21 protein-coding genes are annotated in these 24,944 nt (G+C 72.6%); 7 read left to right on the top strand and 14 right to left on the bottom strand.

Annotated features, from left to right (window positions below; all coding sequences use genetic code 11):
• Positions 1-158: 158 nt before the first annotated feature.
• Genes ACF1BN_RS34590 through ACF1BN_RS34600 form a run of 3 tightly spaced genes read right to left on the bottom strand, consistent with a single transcriptional unit; the run spans position 159 to position 3,711 of the window.
• Positions 159-2,519, bottom strand: a complete 2,361-nt coding sequence (locus ACF1BN_RS34590; RefSeq protein ID WP_392335545.1) for an FtsX-like permease family protein — start codon at positions 2,517-2,519, stop codon at positions 159-161.
• Positions 2,507-3,190, bottom strand: a complete 684-nt coding sequence (locus ACF1BN_RS34595; protein WP_392335546.1) for an ABC transporter ATP-binding protein — start codon at positions 3,188-3,190, stop codon at positions 2,507-2,509. The genes ACF1BN_RS34590 and ACF1BN_RS34595 overlap by 13 nt, the downstream gene beginning before the upstream one ends.
• Positions 3,187-3,711 (bottom strand): PadR family transcriptional regulator, encoded by a 525-nt coding sequence (locus tag ACF1BN_RS34600; RefSeq protein ID WP_392335547.1) that lies wholly within the window; start codon positions 3,709-3,711, stop codon positions 3,187-3,189. The genes ACF1BN_RS34595 and ACF1BN_RS34600 overlap by 4 nt, the downstream gene beginning before the upstream one ends.
• Before the next feature lie 294 nt (positions 3,712-4,005).
• Between ACF1BN_RS34600 and ACF1BN_RS34605 the strand changes: the two genes are divergently transcribed.
• Entirely contained in the window at positions 4,006-6,330 is a 2,325-nt protein-coding gene (locus ACF1BN_RS34605) for a transglycosylase domain-containing protein (RefSeq protein ID WP_392335548.1), read from the top strand.
• Positions 6,331-6,520: 190 nt separating this feature from the next.
• On the opposite strand, the gene ACF1BN_RS34610 is transcribed toward ACF1BN_RS34605, so the two are convergent.
• The 3 genes from ACF1BN_RS34610 to ACF1BN_RS34620 all read right to left on the bottom strand — a co-directional run bounded on the left by ACF1BN_RS34610 (position 6,521) and on the right by ACF1BN_RS34620 (position 11,097).
• Entirely contained in the window at positions 6,521-8,473 is a 1,953-nt protein-coding gene (locus tag ACF1BN_RS34610) for a SpoIIE family protein phosphatase (protein WP_392335549.1), read from the bottom strand.
• 309 nt (positions 8,474-8,782) lie between these two features.
• Positions 8,783-9,457, bottom strand: coding sequence for a DUF402 domain-containing protein (locus ACF1BN_RS34615; protein ID WP_392335550.1), 675 nt, complete (start codon positions 9,455-9,457; stop codon positions 8,783-8,785).
• A 167-nt stretch (positions 9,458-9,624) separates the two neighbouring features.
• Complete coding sequence (locus ACF1BN_RS34620) at positions 9,625-11,097, bottom strand: class II fumarate hydratase (protein WP_392335551.1); 1,473 nt, start codon at positions 11,095-11,097, stop codon at positions 9,625-9,627.
• 134 nt (positions 11,098-11,231) lie between these two features.
• Here ACF1BN_RS34620 and ACF1BN_RS34625 point away from each other — a divergent pair, with 134 nt between their 5' ends.
• A complete protein-coding gene (locus ACF1BN_RS34625; RefSeq protein ID WP_392335552.1) occupies positions 11,232-12,758 on the top strand; it encodes a ricin-type beta-trefoil lectin domain protein in 1,527 nt (508 codons plus the stop codon).
• A gap of 210 nt (positions 12,759-12,968) precedes the next feature.
• On the opposite strand, the gene ACF1BN_RS34630 is transcribed toward ACF1BN_RS34625, so the two are convergent.
• Positions 12,969-13,592, bottom strand: a complete 624-nt coding sequence (locus ACF1BN_RS34630) for a lipoprotein (protein WP_392335553.1) — start codon at positions 13,590-13,592, stop codon at positions 12,969-12,971.
• 101 nt (positions 13,593-13,693) lie between these two features.
• On the opposite strand from ACF1BN_RS34630, the gene ACF1BN_RS34635 reads away from it, so the two are divergent.
• On the top strand, positions 13,694-14,197 hold the full coding sequence (locus tag ACF1BN_RS34635; protein ID WP_392335554.1) for a dirigent protein: 504 nt from the start codon (positions 13,694-13,696) through the stop codon (positions 14,195-14,197).
• A gap of 4 nt (positions 14,198-14,201) precedes the next feature.
• On the opposite strand, the gene ACF1BN_RS34640 is transcribed toward ACF1BN_RS34635, so the two are convergent.
• Positions 14,202-14,828 (bottom strand): HAD family acid phosphatase, encoded by a 627-nt coding sequence (locus ACF1BN_RS34640; RefSeq protein ID WP_392335555.1) that lies wholly within the window; start codon positions 14,826-14,828, stop codon positions 14,202-14,204.
• Positions 14,829-15,016: 188 nt separating this feature from the next.
• Positions 15,017-16,687: a fumarate hydratase gene (locus ACF1BN_RS34645; RefSeq protein ID WP_392335556.1), complete on the bottom strand. Its 1,671-nt coding sequence runs from the start codon at positions 16,685-16,687 to the stop codon at positions 15,017-15,019.
• A gap of 599 nt (positions 16,688-17,286) precedes the next feature.
• On the opposite strand from ACF1BN_RS34645, the gene ACF1BN_RS34650 reads away from it, so the two are divergent.
• Together ACF1BN_RS34650 and ACF1BN_RS34655 are read left to right on the top strand one after the other, a co-directional pair.
• Positions 17,287-17,973, top strand: a complete 687-nt coding sequence (locus ACF1BN_RS34650) for a DUF1707 domain-containing protein (protein ID WP_392335568.1) — start codon at positions 17,287-17,289, stop codon at positions 17,971-17,973.
• Between the two features lie 153 nt (positions 17,974-18,126).
• Positions 18,127-18,498, top strand: a complete 372-nt coding sequence (locus ACF1BN_RS34655; RefSeq protein WP_392335557.1) for a WhiB family transcriptional regulator — start codon at positions 18,127-18,129, stop codon at positions 18,496-18,498.
• Positions 18,499-18,584: 86 nt separating this feature from the next.
• On the opposite strand, the gene glpX is transcribed toward ACF1BN_RS34655, so the two are convergent.
• Positions 18,585-19,616 (bottom strand): class II fructose-bisphosphatase, encoded by a 1,032-nt coding sequence (gene glpX / locus ACF1BN_RS34660; protein ID WP_392335558.1) that lies wholly within the window; start codon positions 19,614-19,616, stop codon positions 18,585-18,587.
• A 127-nt stretch (positions 19,617-19,743) separates the two neighbouring features.
• Between glpX and ACF1BN_RS34665 the strand changes: the two genes are divergently transcribed.
• Positions 19,744-20,268, top strand: coding sequence for a DUF4245 domain-containing protein (locus tag ACF1BN_RS34665; RefSeq protein WP_392335559.1), 525 nt, complete (start codon positions 19,744-19,746; stop codon positions 20,266-20,268).
• A gap of 90 nt (positions 20,269-20,358) precedes the next feature.
• On the opposite strand, the gene ACF1BN_RS34670 is transcribed toward ACF1BN_RS34665, so the two are convergent.
• From ACF1BN_RS34670 to ACF1BN_RS34685, 4 genes are all read right to left on the bottom strand, one after another.
• Entirely contained in the window at positions 20,359-20,949 is a 591-nt protein-coding gene (locus ACF1BN_RS34670; RefSeq protein WP_392335560.1) for a malonic semialdehyde reductase, read from the bottom strand.
• A gap of 163 nt (positions 20,950-21,112) precedes the next feature.
• Positions 21,113-21,346, bottom strand: a complete 234-nt coding sequence (locus tag ACF1BN_RS34675; protein WP_392335561.1) for an exodeoxyribonuclease VII small subunit — start codon at positions 21,344-21,346, stop codon at positions 21,113-21,115.
• 92 nt (positions 21,347-21,438) lie between these two features.
• Entirely contained in the window at positions 21,439-22,644 is a 1,206-nt protein-coding gene (gene xseA, locus ACF1BN_RS34680) for an exodeoxyribonuclease VII large subunit (protein WP_392335562.1), read from the bottom strand.
• A 228-nt stretch (positions 22,645-22,872) separates the two neighbouring features.
• On the bottom strand, positions 22,873-24,246 hold the full coding sequence (locus tag ACF1BN_RS34685; RefSeq protein ID WP_392335563.1) for an APC family permease: 1,374 nt from the start codon (positions 24,244-24,246) through the stop codon (positions 22,873-22,875).
• A gap of 54 nt (positions 24,247-24,300) precedes the next feature.
• Here ACF1BN_RS34685 and ispH point away from each other — a divergent pair.
• The coding region (gene ispH / locus ACF1BN_RS34690) for a 4-hydroxy-3-methylbut-2-enyl diphosphate reductase (protein WP_392335564.1) at positions 24,301-24,944 on the top strand (644 nt) is incomplete at its 3' end.

Genomic DNA, 24,944 nt, shown 5'->3' on the forward strand with positions numbered 1-24,944 from the left:
TGCGGGACGCCTGAGCCCTGCGCGCCGTGGGACACCCGCCCTCGCCGTCCCGCGGTGCTCCTGCCTCCACCGCCCCGAGGACGCACGAAAGCGCGGGTTCCCGAAACCCCCCGGTGTCGGGAACCCGCGCTCCGCGTCTCGTACATCCGACCGGCGGGTTACTCGGTGCGCAGGCCGTCCGCGCGCATCAGCCGCCAGAGCAGCGGCAGGCTGAGCAGGGTCACCGCTGCGATCAGCGCCGCGCCGATCCCGACGACTGGCAGGAAGACCCACCAGTCCTGGATCGGCTGGCCCGTCATCGCCAGCAGGACCGAGCCGAGACCGAGGCCGCCCGCCACCGCGAGGCCCAGGCCGACGGCGATCGGCACCGCCGTCTGCCACAGCACCGACCAGCTCAGGGTGGCGCGGCGGGTGCCGAAGGCGACCAGCGAGGAGAGCAGCCGCTTGCGGTCGCGCAGCTGCTCCAGCGTCGCCACCAGCAGAGAGGCCGCCACCAGCAGCATGGTGAGGGTCGAGCCGACGAGGATGCCGGTGCGGACGCTGGCGAAGCGGGAGCTCTGCTCGGTGTCGCTCAGCCCGCGGACCGTGGCGGTCGGGTCGATCGCCAGGGCCGCGTTCCGTACCCGCTCGGGGGCGTCGGGGACGGCCGGGTCGAACCGGACCATCACCTCGGCCTGCGGGTCGTCGAGGCGGACCGCGTCGATCGCCCCCGGGGTGGTCAGCAGACCGTAGAAGTGCAGGCCGGCCGGGTCGCGGCGGGCGGTCACGCTCAGGGCGTCGCCGGGGACCCGCCACAGCGGCACGGAGCCCTTGTGCTCCTGCGGGTCGCGCAGCGCGACCTGCGCGCCGGCCCGGGCGGTCCTGCGGATCCAGTCGGCGTCGGGGGCGTCGGTGGCGCCCTTCGGCGGCAGGACCACGAAGGCGTCGCCGTCCGCGCAGGAGGGCAGCGTGGCGAACTCGCGCAGCGAGGCGCAGTCGCCGACGGCGATCGGGGTGATCGGCGCGAAGTCCTCGCCCGGCTTCAGCGGGCCCGGCCGAAAGACGTGCGATGTGGTCGTGCCGATCGTCCCGGTCACGCCGTCGACGGAGGAGAGCCGGTCGATGGTCCGCCGCGCCTCGTCGCCGTTCCGGGCGTCCAGCGAGGTGTGGAGCTGGGCGCGGGTGGTGTCATGGCCGGTGGAGGAGGTGAAGTCGCTCTCCATCGCCTGGAAGAGCATCTGGAGGGCGATCGCGCCGGCCGCCGCGACGACGATCCCGCTGACCGCTCGGGCCGCCGTGCCGCTGGAGAGCTGGAGCCGGCGGACGGCGAGCTGCCAGGAGACCGGACCACCCCTGAGCCGCTTCACCGAGGCCTCGACGAGCCACGGCAGCAGGCCGGTGAGGCCGATGAGCACGAGGACGGTGCCGCCGCCGATGGTGGCGGTGTCGATCGCCGTGTCGTCCATCCGGATGCCGCCGATCGTCGGGGCGAGCAGCGCGGCCCCGGCGGCCATGATCAGCAGCCGCCACCAGAGCCGGCGGCGGCGCGGGGTGGCCGTGCGGACCACGCCCAGCGGCTCGATCGCCACTCCGCGCAGGGCGAGCAGGGTGACCAGGACGGAGGAGACCGGCACCACGGCGAGGACCAGCAGGGCGAGCGCGGTGTGCGGGACGACGTCGGACGGGAAGGCGTTGACGTCCCAGATCTCGACGGCGCCCGCGAACTGCCGGGCCACCAGGAAGAGCCCGGCGCCGACGGCGAGTCCGAGCAGCGCGCCGGCGAGCGATTCGCCGGCCGCGATCCGCCGGGTGGTGGCGTTGTCCGCGCCGACGAGCCGGAGCGCGGCGAGCCGGCGGTCGCGCTGCTCGCCGCCGAAGCGGGCGGCCGTCGCGATGAAGACCAGCACCGGCAGGAGGAGCACCACGTACGCGATGACGACGAGGAGGAGCAGGAAGGCGTTCATCGGCTCCTCGGGCACCGACCAGCCGTAGCGCTCGGCGCGCCCGTCGTAGTTGTCGGTGGTGAGGAAGCCGGCGTGGGCGACGTACCGCAGCTCGTTCGGACCGATCAGGCCGGCCTCGCCGATCGTCCCGGCGACCTTGTAGGGGAGCCGCTCCTTCAGGAGGGCGCCGTCGGGGGAGTCGAGCAGTTCGGCGAGGGCGGGGGAGACCAGCATCTCGCCCTCGGCGGGCACGCCCTTCGTCCCGGGCGGCACCGGGGCCTTCGGCCCCTCCGGCTTCAGCAGCAGACCGGTGAGGCCGGCGCCCCGGAAGGAGCTGTGCTGGGTGTAGTGGAGGAAGGTGTCGGGGCGGGGGTCGGTGACCTCGTGGGCGGCGTCGGCGGCGCGGGCCGCCTCCCGCACCTCCCGCTGGAACAGCATGTTCGGCAGCGAGGAGGCGAGCAGGAGCAGGGCGACGCCGAAGCCGACACCGGCCGCGGTGAGCAGCGTGCGGAGCAGCCCGGAACGGCCGCCGGTGGCGGCGAAGCGGGCGCCGAGGGTCAGATCGCGGGCCCAGGCGGCCGGGCTCACGCGGCCCACTCCGTGTCGCGGACCGAGCCGTCGCGGACGACGACCTCGCGGTCGGACCAGGCGGCGACGCGGGCCTCGTGGGTGACGAGGACGACGGCGGCGCCGGTGTCCCGGGAGGCGTCGGTGAGCAGCCGCATGACCCGTTCGCCGTTGAGGGAGTCGAGGGCGCCGGTCGGTTCGTCGGCGAAGATCACGCGGGGCGCGGTGACGAGGGCGCGGGCCACGGCCACGCGCTGGCCCTGGCCGCCGGATATCTCGCCGGGGCGCTTGCCCGCGGTGTCGTCGACCTCCAGGCGGGCGAGCCATTCGACGGCCCGGGCCTCGGCGGCCTTCCGCTTCTCGCCGTTGAGCCGGAGCGGCAGGGCCACGTTCTCCGCGCAGGTCAGCTCGGGGACGAGCTGGCCGAACTGGAAGACGAAGCCGAAGTCGGTACGGCGCAGGGTGCTGCGCGCGGAGTCCGAGAGGGCGGTGAGGTCGCGCCCGTCGTAGGCGAGGGTGCCCGCGTCGGGGCGGACGATGCCGGCGAGGCAGTGCAGCAGGGTGGACTTGCCGGAGCCGGAGGGGCCCATGACGGCGACGACCTCACCGGCGCGCAGGGCGAAGTCCGCTCCGGAGAGCGCCGGCGTGGGGCCGTACGCCTTGGAGAGTCCGGTGGCGCGGAGGAGGGGTGCGCCGGTCATCGGCGGACCTCCTCGGCGAGCCGGTCGAGGCGGGCTGCGGTCAGTTCCAGCCAGCGCAGGTCCGCCTCCAGGTGGAAGAGGGCGTGGTCGCAGATGAGCTGGTCGGCGAGGTCGCCGTCCTTCTTGCGGCGGGTGAGCTCGCGCATCAGGCGCAGGTGCTCGGCCCGCTGGGTGTCGAGCAGCTCGGCGGCCCCGCGGCCGGTCATCAGGGCGAGGACGACCTTGGTGTAGAGCGTGGACTGGAGGTACGGCTCCGGCTTCTCGGGGGTCGCGAGCCACGCGGCGACATCGGTGATGCCGGCGTCGGTGATCGCGTACCGCTTGCGCTCGGGGCCGCCGCCGGGTTCGAGGCCGTCGACGACGACGAGGCCGTTCTTCAGGAGGCGGGACATCGTCGAGTAGACCTGGCCGTAGTGGAGCGGCCGGTCGTGGCCGAACCGCTCGTCGAAGGCGCGCTTGAGGTCGTAGCCGTGGCGCGGGCCGGTCTCGAGGAGGCCGAGAAGGGTGTGACCGATGGACATGGCATCACTGTACACGGCGTGTATACGCACGCTGTATAGCCAGGTGGGCCGGGGTGACGCCCGAACGGGCCGGGAGCGGCGGGGGAGGAGCACCGAAACGGAACCGGTCCTTCACGCAACCATCACGTCCGCCCGGACGTCGGTTCCCCTGGGGGTGGGTGCTGATTCTCACGTCCTGAAAAGGCGTGATCGGTTGCCCTATGTCCGCACTGCCGGTGTTAGCTTGCTGAGCTGATCCGGCGGCTCGCCGGGCCGGGGACGACGGGACACACGACGAGCGGAGCGACGCGACACATGGGCCGACCGGACAAGAAGGCGAAGAAACGGGGCATACGCCGCCTCTTCACCTGGAAGAAGGTGCTGGGCACCTTCCTTCTGCTCGGCCTGATCGGCGCCGGCGGCCTCTACGCCGTCTACCTGCTTGTCCCCGTGCCCACGGCCAACGCCGAGGCGACCATGCAGAGCAACATCTACAAGTACTCCAACGGCACGATCCTCGCCCGCACCGGCGAGATCAACCGCGAGATCGTCGGCCTGGACAAGATCCCGCTCCCCGTCCAGCAGGCCTTCGTCGCCGCCGAGAACAAGTCCTTCTACAAGGACAACGGCGTCGACATCAAGGGCACCACCCGCGCCGCCTGGAACACCCTCACCGGCCAGGGCAAGCAGGGCGGCTCCACGATCACCCAGCAGTACGTCAAGAACTTCTACCTGAGCCAGGACCAGACGGCGACCCGCAAGCTCAAAGAGATGATCATCGCCGTCAAGGTCGACCAGGAGACGGAGAAGAGCGAGATCCTCGCCGGCTACATCAACACCAGCTACTACGGCCGCTCCTCCTACGGCATCCAGGCCGCCGCCCGCTCGTACTACGGCACCGACGCCTCCAAGCTCACCACCGCCCAGGGCGCCTACCTCGCCTCCCTGCTCCAGGCCCCGAACCAGTACGACTGGACCTCGGCCAGCGCCACCGGCCGCAAGCTCGTCGAGGAGCGCTGGAACTACGTCCTCGACAACATGGTCGAGATGGGCTGGCTCCCCGCCGCCGAGCGCGCCGGCCTGAAGTTCCCCGTCCCGCGCGCCCCCAAGCCGCTCCCCGGCATGGAGGGCCAGACCGGCTACATCGTCGAGGCGGCGAACCAGGAGCTGATGCGCCAGGGCGTCAGCGAGGAGGACATCAAGGCCGGCGGCTGGACCATCACCCTCAACATCGACGAGCGGAAGCAGAAGGACCTCGTCGCCGCCGTCGAGAAGCAGCTCGAGGCCAAGATCGACCGCAAGGGCGACAAGAAGGCCGCCACCGTGCAGGCCGGCGCGACCTCCGTCGACCCGAGGACCGGCGGCGTCGTCGCGATGTACGGCGGCGTCGGCGCCACCGAGCACTGGATGTCCAACGCCACCCGGCGCGACTTCCAGCCCGCCTCCACCTTCAAGCCGATCGTCCTCGCCACCGCCGTCGACAAGGGCTCCGAGACCCAGGACGGGCGCAAGATCGGTCTGAACACGGTCTACGACGGCACCAGCAAGCGCAAGGTCGTCAACAGCCCGGTCCCCTTCGCCCCCGAGAACCAGGGCGACGTCTCGCACGGACCCGTCAGCGTCCAGCAGGCCACCGACAAGTCGATCAACTCGGTCTACGCCCAGATGATCGTCGACGTCGGCATCGAGGAGACCAAGAAGACCGCCCTCGCCCTCGGCATGAAGGACGGCCAGGACTTCGGCGCGACCCCCGCCATGTCGCTCGGCACCATGGGCGCCTCCACCCTCGACATGGCCGGCGTCTACGCCACCCTCGACAACCACGGCGAGAAGGTCACCCCCACCCTGGTCAAGGCCGCCCAGCACCACGACCGCAAGGCCGAGCCGGTCAAGCAGACCGGCGAGCAGGTGATCAGCCGCCGCGCCGCCGACACCGTCACCCAGGCCATGGCGGGCGTCGTCCGCGACGGTTCGGGCTTCCGCGCCGCCGGCGACTACGACGCCGCCGGCAAGACCGGCACCTCCGAGAACAACCGGTCCGCCTGGTTCGTCGGCTACACCCCCGAACTGGTCACCGCCGTCGCCCTGTTCGGCGAGGACACCTCCGGCAAGATCGCCCAGCAGGTCACCCTCACCGACGCCATCGAGCCGGGCCGCGCCAGCGGCGGCAACTACCCCGCCAGGATCTGGGGCGCCTACACCGAGCGGGCCCTGAACGGCGGTTCGGACGCCACCTTCGACCTGGAGACCGACGAGAACACCGGCGGCTACGGCGAGCCGACCTGGTCCGGCGGCCCGACCGCCACCCGGGAGCCGACCGAGGAGCCGACGGAGCAGCCCACGACCGCTCCGCCGACCACCACCGCCACCACGCCGCCGCCGCCCACGACCGGTACGACGACCCCGCCCCCGACGGCGCCCACCCAGGGCACCACCACCCCGCCCCCGCCGACCCAGGAACCCACCCGGGAGCCCACCAACACGGCGACGGTTCAGCCGCCCGACACCGGCCGCCCCGGCGGCGGCGGGAACGGCGGCGGCGGGAACGGCGGCGGTGGCGGTGAAGGCGACAGCGGGGGGAGCGGTGAGAGCGGCGGCGACGGCGTCACGCCCGGCCTCGCCACCCAGCAGCCCGGCTGACGCGCCCCGCGCGCAAGGCGAAGGCCGGCCCCGGGAGGGGCCGGCCTTCGCCGCGTCGAGGGGGTTGTTGGATCCAGGATCCGGATATTGGATCCCGAATCCAATATCCCGGATATTGGATCCCGGATATTGGATCCTGCGTCCGGGATCCCGAATATTGGATTCTGGATCCCGGATATTGGATACAGGATCAGACGCGCGTCGCCAGCTCGAACCAGACCACCTTGCCGCCCGACAGCCGGGTCGCCCCCCACCGCCGTGCCAGCCGGTTCACCAGGAACAGGCCGCGCCCGCCCTCGTCCGTCTCGCGCGCCCGCCGCTGCCGGGGCAGTTGCGGGGAGTCGTCGCCGACCTCGCAGCGCAGGACGTCGGTCTTGAGCAGCCGCAGGGTCACGGGCCGCTCCGCGTACCGCACGGCGTTGGTCACGACCTCGCTGATCAGCAGCTCGACCGAGTCGGTCAGCTCCTCCAGGTCCCAGCGGGCCAGGGCGCGGCGGGCGAGCCGGCGGGCCCGGCCCGGGGCCGCGTCCTCCGGTTCGAGGAACCAGTACGCCACGTCGCTCGGCGCGATCCCGTCGAAGCGGGCCGCCAGCAGCGCGATGTCGTCGTCCCGGTCGCCCGGTCCCAGCATGTCGAGCACGTCGTCGCAGAGCGCTTCGAGCGGCGGCGCGTGGTCGGGGCCGGTCAGCTGGGCGGCCGCCGCGAGCCGCTCCCGCAGCTGCTCGATGCCGGTCCAGACGTCCCGCAGCCGGGACTCGACCAGGCCGTCCGTGTACAGCAGCAGCGTCGCGCCCGCCGGGGCGTCCAGCTCGACCGCCTCGAAGTCCACGCCGCCCACGCCGATCGGGGCACCGGCCGGGACGCGCAGCACCTCGGCGCGGCCGTCGAGGTGGAGCAGTATCGGCGGCGGATGGCCGGCGTTGGCGACCGTGATCCGGTGCGAGACCGGGTCGTACACCGCGTACATGCAGGTCGCCATCCGGTCCTGGCCGAGCCGCTGGGCCTGCTCGTCGAGGTGGTGCAGCACCTCCTGCGGCGGCAGGTCGAGCCCGGCCAGGGTCTGCGCGGTGGTGCGCAGCTGGCCCATGATCGCGGCCGAGGTCATGGAGTGGCCCATGACGTCGCCGACGACGAGGGCGACCCGGCTGCCGGGCAGCGGGATCGCGTCGTACCAGTCGCCGCCCACCCGGGCGGTCTCGGCGGCCGGGAGGTAGCGGGAGGCGAGCTTGACGCCGGTCGGCTGCGGCAGCGAGTCCGGCAGCATGGTCCGCTGGAGCTCGTCGGCGATGTACGCCTCCCGGCCGTACAGCACCGCCTTGTCGATGCCGAGCGCGGTGTGGGTGGCCAGCTGGGCGGCGACGAGGAGGTCGTCCGGCTCGAAGGCGGGCTGTTCGGCCCGGCGCAGCAGCACGGCGGCGCCGATCACCCGGCGGCGGCCGCGCAGCGGCGCCAGTATCGCTCGCAGCCCCTTGGGGAGCGGGTGGTCGGAGCCCAGGAGCTCGCCGAGCGCGGTCCGGGCGGCGGCGGAGTCGCCGAAGACCGGCCGGACCCCGCGGAGCACCTCGGCGAGGGCGCTGCCGGAGCGCACCTCGCACAGCTCGGCGGCCGGGGTCGGGTCGGGATCGGGTACGAGGACGAGTTCGTCGCCCTCCACGTCCGGTGTTAACCGCAGCCGGTCGGTGCGGCGCAGCCGCAGCACGAAGGGCGCCACCGGCCGCTCGTCGCCCACCGGCAGCGGGTCGCGGAGGTAGACCAGGATCTCGTCGGAGAAGGCCGGCACGGTGGCGCGGCACAGGCCGAGCACGATCTCGTCCAGGTCGAGGCCGCGGGCGATCCGCCGGGTCGCGGCGCCCACGAACCGCAGCCGGTCGCCCTCCCGGCGCCCGGCCGGGGCCGTACCGGGGGTGATGGAGACGGCGACGGCGGGCGCGGCCGGTCCGCCCGGCGCGGGCGGCGGGGCCGCCTGCTGCGCCGCCGCTCCGGCCGGTGCGGAAGGTTCCGGGGCCTGCGCCTGCGCCGAGGGCTGCGCGGGGATGTCGGAGGGCAGGCCGGCGGGCGCGGCCTCCTGACGGGGCCGCGTCTGTTCCTGGGGCCGGTCGGCCAGGGGCTGCCGGCCTTCGTGGGAGGTGGGATGCTCCGTCACGCGTGGGATTCCGTCCGTCCGGGCCGGTGGTGCGATGCACTCGCTCTTCTCGCCGATGCCGCGCCTTTGCCGGGGATAAACCCCTCGGAAGAGGTGTTCGCGGGGGACGCGGTCGCTCCGCGGACGGCGGCAGGGGCGGGGGGCGCGGCACCCGGGCACAGCTGCGGCACTGCTCTCCCCCTCATCGATGACGTGCGGTGACGTGTGGTCAGTTGCTGTGCTGCGTTCGCTCGGTGACGTCGTGTTCGCCCGGTGCGGGCCGTGCGGAGGACGATCCTACGTTTGGACCCCGGGGGCGCATCAAGGGTCTCATGGCGCCGTGTGCGCCGGGGTGCGATCCCAGTCGGCCGGCAGGGCGGGAACGGTCCAGGCGGGATCGGGCCGCCACTCCTCCCAGCCGTCCCGGAAGGGGGCTCCCCATCTCTCCACGAGCTCCACGGCGGCCGCGCCCGCGGCCCGTACCCGGGCGGCCTGGCCGGTGCTCATCAGCCCGGCCCGCTGGGCCTGGGCGAACTCGTCCTCGTCCCGCCAGAGCCAGCTGCGGTCGGGGTAGACGGAGATGTCGAGGAAGTGGTCCTCGGAGTCGACGCCGCCGGACCAGCGGCGGCGCGGCTCCTCCAGGTTCACGTACCAGCTGCGGAAGCGCCAGCCGCGCTCCCAGAACAGCCAGACCGACCAGGGCTCGCCGGGCCGGGCGAGCTTGAGGACGCCGCTGCCGGCCCAGCGGGCGCGCTCGGTGGTGCGGGGCGCGGTGTAGCGGGTGGCGAGCGGCTCGTCGTGGACGGAGGTGCCGTCGGCGAGCACCGGCCGGACGCACTCGGTGCCGGGTGCCATCCACACGGCCAGCAGATCGGGGGTGTCGCGCACGACGGTCACCGGGCGGCAGATGTGCACGTCCTCGGTGCCGTTGCCGCGGTAGCGCCAGAGGATGTGCTCCCCCGGCGCCCAGTGCTGGATGTCGCCCGATCCGTCCGATCCTGTCATGCGCAGATCTTAGGGGCGCGCTCCCACCGGCGCTGCGGTACGCGTCACGCTTGAGTCACGTGGGGGACGGCCGGGCTTCACACCGCGGCCGTCCGTGGGTCGCGGCCGGGGCCGTGCCCGACCGCGACCGGAGTCACGGCCGGGGGCGTATCCGACCGCGACCGGAGTCACGGCCTGGTCATGCGCAGGACGTCGAGGGCCTCGTCGAGCTGTCCGAGGGTGAGGTCGCCGCGGTCCACGTAGCCGGATTCCAGGACGACCTCGCGGATGGTCTTCCGCTCGGCGAGGGCCTTCTTGGCGACCTTGGCGGCCTCCTCGTAGCCGATGTACTGGTTCAGCGGGGTGACGACGGAGGGGGAGGACTCGGCGTACTCGCGGGCGCGCTCGGCGTTGGCGGTGATCCCGTCGACCGTGCGGTCGGCGAGGAGCCGGGAGGCGTTGGCGAGGAGCCGTACGGACTCCAGCAGGTTCTTGGCCATCACCGGGAGCATCACGTTGAGCTCGAAGTTCCCGGCGGCGCCGGCCACCGCGACCGTGGTGTCGTTGCCGGTGACCTGGGCGGCGACCATGAGGACCGCCTCGGGGATCACCGGGTTGACCTTGCCGGGCATGATCGAGGAGCCGGGCTGGAGGTCGGGGAGGTTGATCTCGGCCAGTCCGGTGCGGGGGCCGCTGGCCATCCAGCGCAGATCGTTGGCGATCTTGGTGAGGGAGACGGCGATGGTCCTGAGCTGGCCGGACGTCTCCACCAGGCCGTCCCGCGCGCCCTGGGCCTCGAAGTGGTCGCGGGCCTCGGTGAAGGGCAGGCCGGTGGCGCGGGCGACCTCGGCGATGACGGCGGCGGAGAAGCCGGGCGGGGTGTTGATCCCGGTGCCCACCGCGGTCCCGCCGAGGGGGAGTTCGGCGAGCCGGGGGAGGGCGGAGCGGAGCCGTTCGATCCCGTACCTCACCTGGGCCGCGTAGCCGCCGAACTCCTGGCCCAGGGTGACCGGGGTGGCGTCCATCAGATGCGTACGGCCGGACTTCACGACCGTCGCGAATTCGGCCGATTTTCGCTCCAGGGCGGTGGCCAGATGATCGAGGGCGGGGATCAGGTCGCGGGTGACGGCGGCGGTGGCGGCGATGTGGATGGAGGAGGGGAAGACGTCGTTGGACGACTGCGAGGCGTTGACGTGGTCGTTGGGGTGGACGGCCCGGTCGGCCGGGAGCCGCTCGCCCGCGAGGGTGGCCAGGACCTCGTTGGTGTTCATGTTGGAGGAGGTGCCGGATCCGGTCTGGAAGACGTCGACCGGGAACTGGTCGTCCCAGCGGCCCTCCGCGACCTCCCCGGCGGCGGCGGCGATCGCCTCCGCCCGGTCCCGGTCGATCACGCCGAGCTCGGCGTTGACCTTCGCGGCGGCGGCCTTGATCCGGGCCAGCGCCTCGATGTGGGCGCGCTCAAGGCGCTGCCCGGAGACGGGGAAGTTCTCCACGGCCCGCTGGGTCTGGGCCCGCCACTTGGCGTGGACGGGGACCCTGACCTCGCCCATCGAGTCGTGCTCGACGCGGTAGTCCTCGGCGTGTTCGACGCGGTGGCCCCCGGCGTGTTCGACGCGGTGGCCGTCCTCGTGGCCGGCGCGGTTGCCGTCGGTGTCGTTCATGGTCGTTCGTCCTCCCGGGCGTGCCCTGCTTCCCCAACATCCTCGAAAAGATGAGCACTTGTCTTGTTCGATGTATTCCCAAGGCGTGTACCGGCCAGTAAAAACCGTGGGTAACCCCACTTCCAGGAGGCGCAATGACGCGCACCAGGTACAGACTCCGGTGGCCCATCGCCGCCGTCGCGGCAGCCGCCGCCGCACTCGGTTCCCTCACCGCCGCCCCCGCCGGAGCGGCCGAGACCGGTACGAGGGCCGCCGTCGCCTCCGTACCCCTGCCCCCGGCCCTGGAGACCATCCGGGCCGCCGAGGCCACCAGGATCTACGGAAGCCCCGAGGAACGCCCCCTCGACCAGCGGAGGACCGGGCTGATCTCGCTCGGCGACAGCGAGATCTCCGGCGAGGGCATCGGCAGCTACGAGTCCCCCACCAACGGCCCCACCAACTGGTGCCACCGCTCGCCCGACGCCGCCATCCACCGCACCGGGATCGCCGCCGACCTCACCTTCAACGTGTCCTGCTCCGGCGGCTACACCGGCAACATCCGGATCGGCGGCAGCAAGCAGTACGCCGACGAACTGGTCCAGAGCGACAACCTCGCCATCAAGGCCCGCAACACCCGCATCAAGATGGTGCTGCTGGTCGCCGGGGCCAACGACGACCTCCAGTTCGGCCCCGTCATGACCGACTGCGTCACCCGGTACGTGCTCAGCCAGGGAGCCTGCGAGCCCAAGTACGCCGCCGGCTGGCAGGCCCGAGTCGACGCCCTCGTCCCCAAGGTCGAGCAGACCGTCCGCGACCTGAGGACGGTCATGCGGGACGCCGGGTACACCGACGGCGACTACAAGCTCGTCGTCATGGGCTACCCCAGCCCGATCGGCCCGGACTTCCGCGACAACCCGAACTTCCCCGGCAAGCTGGTCTGCGGCGGCATGGGGTACGACTCCGACACCAAGTGGGGCCGCAACACCGCCGTCCCGGCCTTCGAGCGCGGCATGCGCAGGGTCGCCGCCTCCACCGGCGCCGTCTACCTCGACAACTCGCGGCTCTTCCACGGCCACGAGGTCTGCATGGAGGACACCTGGGCCCGGGGCCTCTACATCGACCTCTCCAAGCCGGGCGGCATCGACGAGAACTCCACCCGCCAGTCCTTCCACCCCAACAAGGCAGGGCACGCCGCCTTCGCCTCCTGCCTGACCCAGCTCTACGCCTCCGGCCTGCGCGAGGCGAGCTGCGCCGACGTCAACTCCTCCGGGACCCCGACGCTCTTCCCGGTCGCCTGGGACGACGTCTTCGCGCCGCTGCGGAACGAGGCCACCGGCAACTGCCTCGACGTCGACGCCTCCGAGTCCGCCAACGGCACCGCCGTCCTCGGCTGGGACTGCCACGGCGGCCGCAACCAGGGCTGGTGGTACGACTCCACCCGAAGGACCGTCCACACCGAACTCACCCAGGACCGCTGCCTGGACGTGCCCGGAGCCGCCTACCAGGCAGGCAAGGCGCTCATCGTCTGGAACTGCGGCGGCGCCGCCAACCAGAGGTTCGTCCGCGACGGCGCCACGATCCGGCCCGCCGCCGCGACAGGCCTCTGCCTGACGCAGGGGGCGGCGAAGGAGCCCGTCCGGCTCCAGACCTGCAACGGCTCCGCGAACCAGAAGTTCGCCTAGCCCCCGAGCGGCCGTGGCCCTCCGCCCGGTGCGGGGCGGGGGGCCACGGCCTTCGTGTTGTGCGGGGCGGGGAACCGGGGCCTTCGTGTTGTGCGGGGCCAGGGGCCACGGCTTTCGTCCGGTGCGGGGTGGGAGGTCACGGCCTTCGCCGGGTGCGGGGCCGGAGGCTGCGGCTCTCGTCCGGCGTGAGGCCGGAGGCCACGGCCTTCGTCACGCCACCTCGACGCTCGACTTCACCGCCTCGTAGGCGGCGATCATGTCCTCCTCCTCGGAGTCGAGGCCGCCGAGCTCCACCACGACCACGCCCCCGGCGGTCGAGAGCGCGAAGGCCCGCCCCTCGCGCCATTCCTCCGTGAGCCCGCTGAACACCGCGTAGCGGGCCTCGACGGCGGGCACCCCGCCCACCCTGAGGTCGCTCAGGGCGATCCCCTTGGTCTTGTCGGCCTTCACGAAGGCCTCCAGCGTGGGCCGGACCGGGCCCTTCGGCGCGGTCCACACCCGCAGGAAGCCGATGTGCGGGGTCCCCTCCGCCTTGGCCTCGCACACGATCGTCGCCGGGCCCTGCTTCGTGAGGGCCGCGAAGTCGGGATCGTCGGGCGCCTCGACCTCCTCGGGCTCCCAGTCCTCCGTGAGGGAGAAGGAGACGGGCAGGACGCACGCGGTGCCGGCGCCGCCGAGGGAGCGCAGGACGCTCGGGGAGGCCGAGGGCGTCGGCGGCTTCGCGGCAGGGGCGGACGCGGCGGCGGGCGCCGCCGGCCGCGGGGGCGTACCGCAGGAGGTCAGCAGGGCCGCCGCGAGCAGGGCGGTACCGAGAAAGGGGGCTCTACCTGGCATGGCCCCATCGTCCTCGCCCGGGTGCGTCACCCGGACGGCGGCCCCACACTGTGAGGACGGCCCGCGGGGGGAGAGCCCGTACCCCGCCAGGGAGGCAGCCCATGACCCGCACCCTCAGGAGGATCGGCGCGCTCGGCGCCGCGACGGTCGCCGCCGTCGCCTTCTCGGCCGCCGCGCCGGTGGCCGCCGCGCCGGAGCCCGCGGCGAACGGGTTCGAGTTCACGCTCTACGCCAAGGAGGTCCCGACGGACGAGGGCGGCGAGGAGACCCAGGCGCCCGAGGTCGGCGACTCCTTCGCCTTCGCCGACGACCTCTCCCGCACCAAGGGCGGCGAGTCGGTCGGCCGGGACGGCGTCGGCTGCACCGTGGTGCGCGCCGGAAACCCGGCCGACCTGCTCTGCGTCGGCACCTTCGTCCTGAACGGCGGGCCCGGCGGCCAGATCTCCGGGCAGACGCTGCTCTCCGTCGACCCCACGGACGACGCTCCGGCCGCGTACGACATCGCCGTCACCGGCGGCACCGGCGACTTCAAGGACGTCCGCGGCTACATCCGCTCCACGCCGGACGGGGACCACTCACGGCTGGAGTTCCACCTCACCCGCTGACGGGTCAGGACAGCTTGCCGTAGTCCGGCAGCTTGAAGGCGCGCTCGGCGTGACCGCCGACGATGTCGGTCGTGTTGTTCCCGATGTTCGCGATGATCGTGTAGCCCTTGGCCTCGATCTCGGCGCGCTTCTCGGTCTTGTACGCGCTGACCTCGGCGAACAGGTCGGGCAGCGAGCGCACGTACAGCCCGTCCACGGGATAGCCGACCTTCTTCAGGTTCCACTCGGTGAGCGAGTGGATGATGCCGGGGCGGGCGGTCACGAAGAAGACCTTCACCCCGCGCGCGTGCGCGTCCCGGACGAGCGAGTGGATCTCGGGGATGGCCGGGGTCGGCAGCTCCCAGAACGGGTGGAAGTCCGTCTCCAGGGAGCTGTTGTCGATGTCGAGGACGATCGCCTGCTGCTCGGTGTCGGCGTCCTCGGCGCGCTCCTCGATGTACGGACGGGCCTCGGCGACGACGGCGGCCACGTCACGGCGCCAGGTCGTGTAGTCCACGCCCTCGATCGTGGCGGCGGAGGTGAGGTGGCGGTCCGGGTCGGCGGCGGAGGCCGCGGGCACGGGCCCGACGACGAGGAGGGCGGTGAGGCCGAGGACGCCGGTGGCGGTGGCTGCGGACTTGGCGTTGGGCATGGGGGGCTCCCGAGTGGTCGACCGTCTCAGTGGTTGACATGCTCGCGACCCATACTGACCAGTAAGTGACCGGCTGGCTACCGCTCGGTAGCGACTTTCCGAGCGGAGGACGACACCGCCCCCCGGTCCATGCGGACCGAGGGGCGGGTCGAGCGCGGGGGGAGTGCCACCGCGGGTACTACCGCGGGTTACGAGAGCTGGGAGCCCTGCCGCACCGGGATGTGCGTGAACGTCGGCTCCGGCGCCGGGTTCTGGAAGAAGTCGTTGCCCTTGTCGTCGACGACGACGAAGGCCGGGAAGTCCTCGACCTCGATCTTCCAGACGGCCTCCATGCCGTCCTCCTCGTTGTCCAGGACCTCGATCTTCTTGATGCAGTCCTGGGCGAGGCGGGCGGCCGGGCCGCCGATGGAACCGAGGTAGAAGCCGCCGTGCGTGCCGCACGCGTCGGTCACCTGCTGCGAGCGGTTGCCCTTCGCGAGCATCACCATCGAGCCGCCCGCCGCCTGGAACTGCTCCACGTAGCTGTCCATCCGGCCGGCCGTCGTCGGGCCGAAGGAACCGGAGGCGTACCCCTCGGGGGTCTTCGCCGGGCCCGCGTAGTAGACCGGGTGGTCCTTCATGTACTGCGGCATGTCCTCGCCGGCGTCGAGCCGCGCCTTGATCTTGGCGTGCGCGATGTCACGGGCCACGACCAGCGGGCCGGTCAGCGAGAGACGGGTCTTGACCGGGTACTTGGTCAGCTCGGCGAGGACCTCGTCCATCGGCCGGCTGAGGTCGATCCGCACGACGTCGCCCGCGTCCAGGTGGGTGTCCTCGGTCTCCGGCAGGAAGCGCGCCGGGTCGGTCTCCAGCTGCTCCAGGAAGACGCCCTCGGCGGTGATCTTCGCGACGGCCTGGCGGTCGGCCGAACAGGAGACGGCGATGGCGACGGGCAGCGAGGCACCGTGCCGGGGGAGGCGGACCACCCGCACGTCGTGGCAGAAGTACTTGCCGCCGAACTGCGCGCCGATGCCGATCCGCTGCGTCAGCCCGAAGACCTTCTCCTCCAGCTCCTTGTCCCGGAAGCCGTGGCCGGTGGCGGCGTCGCCCTCGGTGGGCAGCTCGTCCAGGTAGTGCGCGGAGGCGTACTTCGCGGTCTTGAGCGCGAACTCGGCGGAGGTGCCGCCGACCACGATCGCCAGGTGGTACGGCGGGCAGGCGGCCGTGCCGAGCGAGCGGATCTTCTCCTCCAGGAACCTCATCATGCTCGCCTCGTTGAGCACGGCCTTCGTCTCCTGGTAGAGGAAGGACTTGTTGGCCGAGCCGCCGCCCTTGGCCATGAAGAGGAACTTGTACGCGCCGCCGTCGGTCGCGTACAGCTCGATCTGCGCGGGCAGGTTCGAGCCGGTGTTCTTCTCCTCCCACATGGTGACCGGGGCCATCTGCGAGTAGCGGAGGTTGAGCTTGGTGTACGCGTCGTAGATGCCCTTCGAAAGGGCCTCCTCGTCCCGCCCGGAGGTGAGCACGTTCTGCCCGCGCTTGCCCATGACGATCGCGGTGCCGGTGTCCTGGCACATGGGCAGGACGCCCGCGGCGGCGATGTTCGCGTTCTTCAGCAGGTCGAGCGCGACGAACTTGTCGTTGCCCGACGCCTCCGGGTCGTCGATGATCTTCCGCAGCTGGCCCAGGTGGGCCGGGCGCAGGTAGTGCTGGATGTCGTGGATCGCCTCGGCGGCCAGCTTGCGCAGCGCCTCCGGCTCGACCTTGAGGAACGTACGGCCGTCGGCCTCGAAGGTGGAGACGCCCTCGGCGGTCACCAGGCGGTAGGGCGTGGTGTCCTCTCCCACGGGGAGCAGATCGGAGTACGCAAACTCTGGCATGACGGCAGCCATTCCTCACTCGGCAGACAGCAGCGCGTCGCCTCCGTTGGCGGGCGCGCCCTCCAGCGTAGAACGAGGGCGCGGCCCCGATCCTGTGAGGTAAGGCTCACCGGGGTCCGGGACCGCGCCGAAGTGGAGTGTTCCGTGGCGGGAGGCGGCGGCGGGAGGCGGCGGCGGGAGGGGGTGGACGGGTGGGCGGACGGACGGACGGGCGTGGGTGGGTGGGGGCCTGGATGGGCGTGCGCGGGTGCGCGCGGGTGGGCGGGGCGGGCGCCCTTCCCGGTGGGTGTCCGCTCCGCTCGCGCTCCGTTCTGAGCGGCCGTCACATGCCCCGTCCCGTCCGTCCGCACCCACGGCCGCGTCCCTTAGGGGAGAGATGGGGGATCTAAGCCCTGGTCGCGATCTATCGCGTGTGTCAGGGTGGATACGTGGACCTCGAAAAGCAGCCCGCCCCCGCGCAGCCCTCCGCCCCCGTCCCGGCCGAGGCACCGGCCTCGCCCGAGGCCCCGGCCCCGCCGGTCGCGCCGGAGCCCCCCGCCGCCTCCACACTCCCCGCGGCTCCGGTACCCCCTGCCGCTCCGGTACCCCCTGCCGCCCCCGTGCCGCCCGTCGCCCCCGCGGCCCCGGCCGCGCCCGCTCCGGCGTACGCCGATCCGCAGGGCGCGCTGCGGGCCTCGGACGCCGACCGGGACCGGATCGCGGACATCCTGGCGGAGGCGCTCGCCGAGGGCCGGCTGGACGCGGAGGAGCACGCCGAGCGGGTCGAGGCGGTCTACCGGGCGAAGACCGTCGGCGAGCTGGAGCCGATCGTGCGGGACCTGCCGGCCGCCGGCGGCGCTCCGTCCGCGCCGCGCGCGGACCCCGCCCCGGCGGCGTACGGGCCGGAGGACGCGGAGGGGAACGCGGACCAGCTGCTCGCGGTGTTCTCCAGCACCACCCGCAAGGGCCGCTGGCGCGTCGCCCGCCGCACCAACGCCTTCGCGATCTTCGGGAACATCGAGATCGACCTGACCGAGGCGATCTTCGCCCAGCCGCTCACCACCATCAACGCCACCTCGATCTTCGGGAACGTCGAGATCCGCGTCCCGGAGAACATCAGCCTGCGCGGCTCCGGCACCGGCATCCTCGGGAACTTCGAGGTCACGACCCTGGAAGGGGTCGACCCGCAGGCGCCGCTGGTCGTGGTCAACGGCTACGCCCTGCTGGGGAACGTGGAGGCGAGACCGAAGCGCGGCAAGTGGGTCGTCGATCTCCAGACCAAGCTCCGCAAGCACCTGGGCCACTGATCCTTCGACGGGTTTCGGTCAAGGAGTTGACCGGAATGCGTCGGCGGGGGTCCGGACTCCGGATGGGAGCCGCACGCAGTGCATAGGCGCGCGCACAGCGGGTAGGGCTCGTGCATCGCTGCTCGCTCGCGAAGCCGTCGTCAGGAGTAGACCGTGCTGCAACTGCCGCATCAGCCCCTCCCGGTAGCCGCCGTGCCGCCCCAGCGTGCTCCCGCGCGGGAGGACGAGGCCGGCCCCTGGCACGCGGAGGCGGTGTGCCGCCGGGACGAGGCCGGGCTCTTCTTCGCCCCTTCCAAGGAGCCGACCGCCGCGCGGCTGGCCCGCGAGGAGGCCGCCAAGCGGGTCTGCGCGCGCTGCCCCGTGATGGTCGACTGCCGCGAGCACGCGCTGCTCCAGCCGGAGCCCTACGGCGTGTGGGGCGGGCTCACCGCGGCCGAGCGCCGGGTGGTCCTGGCCCGGCGCCGGCGCCGCGACGTGGAGCTCCGCAAGGCCGCCGCGGCGGAGCGGGTCGCCCAGGCCGGCTGACGGGCCGCACTCGGAATGCCGTACGCGAAGAGGGGCGCCCCACCGCACAGGGGGCGCCCCTCTTCGCTGCCGTCGTCGGGCCTGGGTCAGTTCGCGCGGTCGAAGTCGATCTCGCTGTACGCGCGCAGCTTCGAGAGCCGGTGCGTGGAGTCGATCTGGCGGATCGTGCCGGACTTCGAGCGCATGACCAGCGACTGGGTGGTCGCCGTCTCGGAGCGGTAGCGCACCCCGCGCAGCAGCTCGCCGTCGGTGATGCCGGTGGCGACGAAGAAGACGTTGTCGCCGCGGACGAGGTCGGTGGTGGTGAGGACCCGGTCGAGGTCGTGGCCGGCGTCGAGGGCCTTCTGGCGCTCGGCGTCGTCCTTCGGCCACAGCTTGCCCTGGATGACACCGCCCAGGCACTTGATGGCGCAGGCCGAGATGATGCCCTCGGGCGTGCCGCCGATGCCCATCAGCAGGTCGACGCCGGTGCCCTCGCGGGCGGCCATGATCGAGCCGGCCACGTCGCCGTCGGAGATGAACTTGATCCGGGCGCCGGTCTCGCGGATCTCCTTGACGATGCCCTCGTGGCGGGGGCGGTCCAGGATGACGACGGTGACGTCCTCGGCCTGCATGCCCTTGGCCTTGGCGACCCGGCGGATGTTGACCGAGACGGGCGCGTTGATGTCGACGAAGTCGGCGGCCTCGGGGCCGGTGACCAGCTTGTCCATGTAGAAGACCGCGGACGGGTCGAACATGGAGCCGCGGTCGGCGGCGGCGAGCACGGCGATGGCGTTCGGCATGCCCTTGGCGTTCAGGGTGGTGCCGTCGATCGGGTCCACGGCGATGTCGACCTCGGCGCCGGTGCCGTCGCCGACCCGCTCGCCGTTGAAGAGCATCGGCGCCTCATCCTTCTCGCCCTCGCCGATGACGACGACGCCGTTCATCGAGACGGTCGAGATGAGGGTCCGCATCGCGTTGACCGCGGCGCCGTCCGCGCCGATCTTGTCGCCGCGGCCGACCCAGCGGCCGGCGGCCATGGCGGCGGCCTCGGTCACGCGGACCAGTTCGAGGGCGAGGTTGCGGTCGGGAGCCTCGGGAGAGACCTCAAGCGCGGGGGGCAGGTGGTGCTCGGTCATCGGAGCGCACCTTTCTGTACGACGACGGCCGGAAAAAAGGAGGGTGCTGCGACTCTATCGCCAGGTCGACAAATTGAGCAGAGGGGTCCACGTATGAGCGCGGGACCGTGATGCGACCATATGGGGCGTGGCAGCTAAGCGAGGCAGGCAGACGGTACGCGGGATGTTCCAGTCCCTCGGGGTGATCATGGTCGCCGCGGGGGTCATGTATCTCTTCATCCCGCACGACGAGAACGCCGATCCGGTGAAGGCGAAGGACTACCGGGTCGAGCTGATCACCGCGCAGCGCGCGGCGCCCTACCCGGTCCTGGCGCCCGAGGGCCTGGGCGACGGCTGGAAGGCGACGGTCGTCTCGTACAAGCGCGAGCAGGGCAACGCCTGGCAGCTCGGCTTCCTCTCGCCGGACACCCAGTACGTCTCGGTGAACCAGTCGACCACGGAGCCGAAGAAGTACGTGCCGAAGGTCACTCACCAGGCGAAGGACACCGGGAAGACGCAGACGGTGGCCGGTCAGGTCTGGCAGCGCTGGGAGGGCCCCAAGTACGACGCGCTGGTGCGGACCGAGGACGGGGCGACCACGGTCGTGACCGGTACGGCGTCCTTCGAGACGCTCGCGCGGATGGCGGGCGCGCTCCGGTCCAAGCAGGTCTGATCCCCGAGGGGCCGGCCGGTCCCCCCCCCAGGGCGTGAGAGAGCCCCCCGGCGCAGGGCGTCGGGGGGCTCTCTCGTGTGCGCGCGGGACTCAGACGGTCGTGATGACCTCGTCGTAGGCCAGGCGCGGGGAGCGGGGGAACCAGGCGTCGTCGCCGGGCTTGCCGATGTTGACGACCATCAGGGGGGTGTGGTCGTCGTCCAGGAACTCCTTCTGGAGGCCGGCGAAGTCGAGGCCGGTCATGGGGCCGGCGGCCAGGCCGGCGGCGCGGACGCCGACGATGAAGTACGCGGCCTGGAGGGCGGCGTTGAGCAGGGCGGAGCCCTCGCGGGCCGGGCGCTCGGCGAAGAAGAGGTCCTTGGCCTGCGGGAAGTGCGGGAGGAGGGCCGGGAGCTCCTCGTGGAACTCGTTGTCGGCGGAGAGTATGGCGACCAGGGGGGCGGCGGCGGTCTTGGCCTGGTTGCCCTCGGCCATGTGCTTGACCAGGCGCTCGCGGGCCTCGGGGGAGCGGACCAGGGTGATGCGCAGCGGGGTCTGGTTGAAGGCGGTGGGGCCGTACTTCACCAGGTCGTAGATCGCCTGGACCTGCTCGTCGGTCACCGGCTCGTCGGTGAACGTGTTGGCGGTGCGGGCCTCGCGGAAGAGGAGGTCCTGGGCGACGGGGTCGAGAACGAGGGACATGCTGCGTACCTTCCGGACTGCACGGGGCCGCCCGGCGGGGAATCCCGGGCGATGTCCCGACAGTACGCCCAAGGTTGGTGAATGTTCAACTATCTGATCCGGATAGTGATCCGCTTCACTTCCGCCAGTCTAACCGGACCGCTCCCCGCCGTCGCGGGGGCTCTCACTCCTCGGACTCCTCCTCCGCGCGCTCGGCCGCCAGCGAGGCGTCGAGCCGGGCCCGGGCGCCCTCCAGCCAGCGCCGGCAGACCTTCGCCAGCTCCTCGCCCCGCTCCCAGAGCGCCAGCGACTCCTCCAGCGTCGTGCCGCCCGCCTCCAGCCGCCGGACGACCTCGATCAGCTCGTCGCGGGCCTCCTCGTAACCGAGCGCCGCCGCCGTCTCCGTACCGCTTGCCATGTCTTCTCCGTCTCCGTGACTCATGCCGTCTCTCTCGTGCTCCCGCGCCGGGCCCCGGCCTGCGCGCACCCGACCCGTCCGACCCGTCCGGTCTAGGCGCGGCGCACCGTGAACTCGCCGTCCGCCACCCGGGCCCGCAGCTCCTCGCCCTCCGCGACCTCCTCCGCCGCGCGGACCACCGCCCCGTCCGCCCGCTGGAGCACCGCGTACCCGCGCTCCAGCGTCGCCGCCGGGGAGAGCGCCCGCACGCGCGCGCGGGTGTGGGCCAGCTCCGAGTCCGCCCGGTCCAGCAGGTGCCCGAGCACCCGCCGGCTCCGCGCGAGCAGCGCGTCCAGCTCGTCCTCCCGGACCTCCACCATCCGCTGCGGGTGCTCCATCACCGGCCGGGCCAGCGCGTGCGCGAGCCCCCGCTCCTCGCGGTCGAGGAGACCCCGGACGGTCCGCAGCGCCCGGTCCCGCAGCCCGCGCACCCGCTCCAGCTCCTCGCCCACGTCCGGCACGACCTTCTTCGCCGCGTCGGTCGGCGTGGAGGCCCGCAGGTCCGCCACGAGGTCGAGCAGCGGGGAGTCCGGCTCGTGCCCGATCGCGGACACCACGGGCGTCCGGCACGCGGCCACCGCGCGGATCAGCTGCTCGTCCGAGAAGGGCAGCAGGTCCTCGACGCTGCCGCCGCCCCGGGCGACCACGATCACGTCGACCTCCTCGTGCGCGTCGAGCTCGCGGACCGCCTGGATCACCTGCGGCACCGCCTTCACGCCCTGCACCGGGACGTTGCGCACCTCGAAGCGGACCGCGGGCCATCTGCGCCGGGCGTTCTCCAGGACGTCCCGCTCGGCGGCCGACGCCCGGCCGCAGACCAGGCCGATCAGCCCCGGCAGGAACGGCAGCGGCCGCTTCCGGTCGAGCGCGAACAGCCCCTCGGCCGCCAGCCCCCGCTTCAACTGCTCCAGGCGGGCCAGCAGCTCGCCGATCCCGACCGGCTTGATCTCCACCGCCCGCAGCGACAGCTGCCCGCGCGGCGCGTACCACTCCGGCTTGGCGCGCACGACGACCCGGGCGCCCTCGGACACCACGTCGGCCACCGCGTCGAAGACCTGCCGATAGCAGGTCACCCCGATGGAGATGTCGTACGAGGGATCCCGCAGCGTCAGGAAGACGACCCCGGCACCGGGGCGTCGCGAGAGCTGCGTGATCTGCCCCTCGACCCAGATCGCCCCCAGCCGGTCGATCCACCCCCCGATCATCCGGGAGACCTCACCCACGGGCAGCGGCGCTTCGGCGGACGTAGTCAGACCCATGCACCGAGCGTAACCGCGCCCTCCGACAACGTCAGCGCCGCGCGGGCGGGGAAATCAGGTCCGGGTGGCGCGGCGGGAGCCGCGCGGGTGGCGCGTCCGGTCCACGAGATCCCCCGCGCCGTCCACGAGATCCCCCGCGCCCGCCGCCCCGCCGCCCCGCCGTCGCCCCGCCGCCCCGCCGCGGCGAGGGCGGCTCTCACGCACCGACCGGCCCCCGGCCCGCGGCTCTCACCCGCCGACCGGTCCCCGGCCCGCCCCCTGGACCGCCAGCACCACCAGGCCCACGCCCAGCCAGACCACGCCCACCACCTGGGCCGCCACCGACGCCTCCACGATCACCGCGACCAGGATCGCCGCGCCGACCACCGGCATCACCACGTGCCGCAGCCAATGCGGCTCCCCCTCCGCCCGCCGGACCGCGAACCAGCCCACCACGCTCGCGTGCAGCAGCACGAAGGCCGTCAGCGCGCCGACGTCCACCACCGACACCAGGTGGTCCAGGCCGTCGTCACGGCGGGCCGCCCACACCGCCGCGACCATCGTCACGGTCGCCGACACCAGCAGCGCCACCCGGGGCACGCCCGAGTCGGTCCGCGCCAGCGCGTGCGGCAGCCGCCCCTCGCGGCCCATCGCGAAGAGCAGCCGGGAGCCGGCCGCCTGCCCGGCCAGCGCCGCGAACGCCGCGCCGATCGCCTTCGACACGGCCACCAGATCGTGCAGCCACCCGCCGACCGAGACGTCCACCGCGTCGTAGAAGGCGGAGCCCTGCCGCCCCGGATCGGCCGCCAGCTCCGCCGAGGAGACCGGTTCGAGCAGTGCCACCAGCCACGTCTGCGCGACGAAGAGGACACCGGCCAGGACCAGGCAGAAGAGGAGCGCCCGTGCCACCTTCGCCGAGCCGCCGGTGACCTCCTCCGCGAAGGTCGCGATCGCGTCGAAGCCGAGGTACGACAGGACCGCCACCGACACCGCGCCGAACACCGCCGCGAGCGAGAAGGCCCCGTCGCCGGTGAGCGGCGACCACCAGTCGCGCTGCGCCCCGTCCCGTACGAGCACCACCACCGCCGACACCACGAAGACCAGCAGCACCACGATCTCCATGGCCAGCACCGCGAAGCCGACCCGGGCCGCGGCCCGCACCCCCCAAAGGTTGAGCAGCGTGGTCACCACCACCGCGATCCCCGTCCACACCCAGCGGTGCACCTCCGGCACCAGCGCCTCCATCGCGATCCCCGCGAAGAGATAGGCGACGGCCGGGATGAGCAGGTAGTCGAGCATCGCCATCCAGCCGGCGATGAAGCCGGGACCCTCGCCGAGCCCCTTGCGGGCGTACGCGAAGACCGACCCGGCCAGCGGGGCGACCCGGACCATCTGCGCGTAGCTGAAGGCCGTGAACGCCATGGCCACCGTCGCCACGACGTACACCAGTGCGACCGCGCCGTGGGACTTCGCGTCGAGCGTGCCGAAGACGCCGACCGGAGCCATGGGGGCGATGAACAGCAGTCCATAGACCACGAGGTCGCGGAATCCGAGACTCCGACGGAGCCCCTCATGGTCCGGCGACCCCGCCGGTTCGCCGTTCACCTGCGCTTTCTCAGCCATGGCGTCAGTTTCGGCCACGGCCGCGCTCTCACCGCTGACCGACGCGGCCTTACGATGGGACGCATGACTGCAACGCCCGCGCCGACGCCCGAGTCCGCCCCCGCGGCCCCGACCGCGACCGACCGTCCGAAGCGTGTCCTGCTCGCCGCGCCCCGCGGCTACTGCGCGGGCGTGGACCGTGCCGTGATCGCCGTCGAGAAGGCCCTGGAGCAGTACGGGGCGCCCGTCTACGTCCGCCACGAGATCGTCCACAACAAGTACGTGGTGCAGACGCTGGAGCGGAAGGGCGCGATCTTCGTCGACCAGGCCACCGAGGTCCCGCCGGGCAACATCGTGATGTTCTCCGCGCACGGCGTCGCCCCGACCGTCCACGAGGAGGCCCGCCAGGGCCGGCTCGCGACGATCGACGCGACCTGCCCGCTGGTCACCAAGGTCCACAAGGAGGCCATCCGCTACGCCAAGGAGGACTTCGACATCCTCCTCATCGGCCACGAGGGCCACGAGGAGGTCATCGGCACCTCCGGCGAGGCCCCCGACCACATCCAGCTCGTCGACGGCCCCGAGGACGTCGCCAAGATCGAGGTCCGCGACCCCTCCCGGGTGGTCTGGCTCTCCCAGACCACCCTCTCGGTCGACGAGACCATGGAGACGGTCGACGCCCTCAAGGACAAGTTCCCGCAGCTGATCTCCCCGCCGTC

The organism is Streptomyces sp. NPDC014861 (assembly GCF_043081625.1).
Taxonomy (GTDB): domain Bacteria; phylum Actinomycetota; class Actinomycetes; order Streptomycetales; family Streptomycetaceae; genus Streptomyces.